This is a genomic window from Yersinia sp. Marseille-Q3913 (assembly GCF_963892745.1).
Taxonomy (GTDB): Bacteria; Pseudomonadota; Gammaproteobacteria; order Enterobacterales; family Enterobacteriaceae; genus Yersinia; species Yersinia bercovieri.
This window is the reverse complement of record NZ_CAWQAF010000054.1, coordinates 1-2,528: the sequence shown is the minus strand read 5'-3', so window position 1 is coordinate 2,528 and position 2,528 is coordinate 1. Positions and strand designations below refer to the sequence as shown.

Below are 2,528 nucleotides of genomic sequence, written 5' to 3'. Positions count from 1 at the left end.
GTCTTAGCTCCGTTACATCGTCCCTCACCTCTGGAACTCACGACAATGGAAAATATACAGACTGAGCCCGCACCTGAAATAGATACGCCCTCAGTACAAGACCTACCTGTTAATGAATATGCTGACTATGGTCATATTGCTGATAGCGTCGTCGAACAAGAGGTCCAAGATTTCACGCCATATGCTATCAATGACCCCATACCACCTGTCACTGCAGAGCAAACCGTTATTCCAGAAACACCTGCGGCAGTTAAAAACGAGGCAGAAGAAGCAAAACAGGAAAATATTGCCCCTGTTACTAACCCAACGACATCCAAGGTTACGGCGACCAAAGAAGAGCCCATTGAGTTAGTTTCTTTTGCCGGCCGGCTTGCACCTCAACCTGCAACATCGACCCCTAATGAGCAGCCAGAGCAGCAAGTCCAGTCAGAGGCTAACCTGGCCGCACAAACGGAAGACGCTATCTATATCGAGATGCCTGCGGGCCAGGCTCGCCAGGTGGCTCCACTCGATTTAGATGCATTGATGCAACAAATTACTCATGAAATGGCCCTCGATGGACGATCAGTAAAATATCTCTTTTCTGGTGAACCCGCCTTTGTAGACCATGGCGACCACATCACAATGGCGAACGCGGCAGCAAGCCAAAGTGATGCCATGATATTGACGGCCTTACTTGTTTCCCGCGAACAATATCGGGGGCGCATTGAACTTACCGGGAGCGATCAGTTCAAGCATCGAGCCATTATGCTAATTGCTGAATACAACCTCGATGTCAAAATGAAAAACCCGCAGCAGCAACTGATGTTAGATGAGGCCCGTAAGCAGTTGGCAGACGAACCAACCCCAGGAGCGGAGGCAACACCCGTTGGCCCACAGGCAGCATCCATTATGACGGAGGGGCAAACAACAGAACCTATCACAGCAACAGCATCACCATTGGCGAACGAATTACCTCCAGAATTACGGCCTACAGTGCTTCCCCCAGAAATACCGCGAAATGCTAGTCGTAAGGAAAGTGAAGCAGGTCTGATAGGCTCTTTATTGGGGCATGGCCCCGCACCGTACAATTTTGATTCGTCTGAGAATCTTAGCTATTACGTACATTTACGTACCGCGCATGGAGAACGTTACGTTTGGGGGAAAGAGTTGGCACAGGTCATGCCAGACAGTGGCCTCAGTAAAAACGATGTGGTGACGCTGACCTGGCTCGGCAGTAAAGAGGTCACTGTCCAGGCTAAAGTACGCGACGCGAACAATAAGATTGTGGTCGATAAGAACGGAGTTGAGCAGACGGAGGAAATTATTTCCCACCGTAATCAATGGGCAATAAAGCCGGCAGTTGACCCTCAGTTGCTTGTCAGCCATGAACAGCAGACAACACCGCCAGCGTCACTGACAGCTTATGACATGACCCATTTTTTTGCGTTACAACAGCAGGTTGTTGAGCTGGCGGCAAAAGCTGGAGTATCACTGCCTCCATTGCCTGCACAGGCCAATGACCTAGTGTGGTTTAAGCCTAACGGCCAAGGTACAACAGCCCCTGCCACTCGACCGGCAACCACCCCACTGCCTGCACAGACCCAAGATGCAGGTACAGTACTCATGAAAACGATGACAGCCGAAAACCAACTTAAGTTATTGCTGGTAAAAGGGTTAGGCGATTATGTGCAAGGCATCGTGCAATACGAAGGTGAGTACCATCCGGTGCTCGGTAAGCTTTGTATTAATGACAAAGGGACTCGTTATGTAGCCTTAAATACTGTTACGGCTGACGGCATCAAATCCATAGGCCACGGGAATGCTATCAATCACGTCGAAGGAGCCAATAACGCTTTCGTGTTCCGTCTCCAGGGAGAGAAAGACAAACTTTATGCAACGCTGGTTGAACCCGCAAAGTGCCCCCCGGCACTGCATAAGCAACTTGGGTTTACGCACGACTATATTCCACCGTCGCAAGCCCCGCAGAGCCGGGACAATCACACCGTGGAAAACCGAATAAATCCGGCACCTCTGTCACCGCGCCCTGGCTTATAAGGAAAGGCAATGCAACGAAGATACTGTTTTATATTTGCCGCCCTGGTGGCCAGCACCCTATCTCTGCAAGCTCAAGCCGCTGATTGCCGTGCAGCCACAGCGGCACAAGCCGGAGCTCAGGCTGGCTACGAACGTGCTCGCAAGGCTGCAGAAGCATGGTCACAACGTGAAAATCAGGTATCAAGCGGATTACAGCAATGTTTAGGGGATATCAGTACGGCCATTACAGTACCGACTTTCCCTGACCTCAGTGGCATCCTAAACGGGATAAAAGACAAAATCTGTAGCGCTGCGCGAGATAAGATCCAAGAATATGTACCGAGTAACATTGACCCATGGGGGGATCTGTCGTCTCGCACCGATGGTGTAGTTGGCACCTCATCGAGTTCAGTCAGTGTTCCGCAGTCCTATGCACCTACCACTTATAGTCAAATACCTGCAGCAACAGCCCCAGTGAGCTCCTCCTCCGGGGACGGTTATATCTTCACTCG

At 50.7% G+C, this 2,528-nt stretch carries 2 protein-coding genes; both read left to right on the top strand.

The genetic code is table 11. From position 1 onward, the window contains the following. Positions 1-2,037: LPD7 domain-containing protein (locus AACW11_RS16245; protein ID WP_339379067.1), on the top strand; the 2,037-nt coding region annotated here is incomplete at its 5' end. A gap of 9 nt (positions 2,038-2,046) precedes the next feature. Further along, positions 2,047-2,528: hypothetical protein (locus tag AACW11_RS16240; protein ID WP_145560237.1), on the top strand; the 482-nt coding region annotated here is incomplete at its 3' end.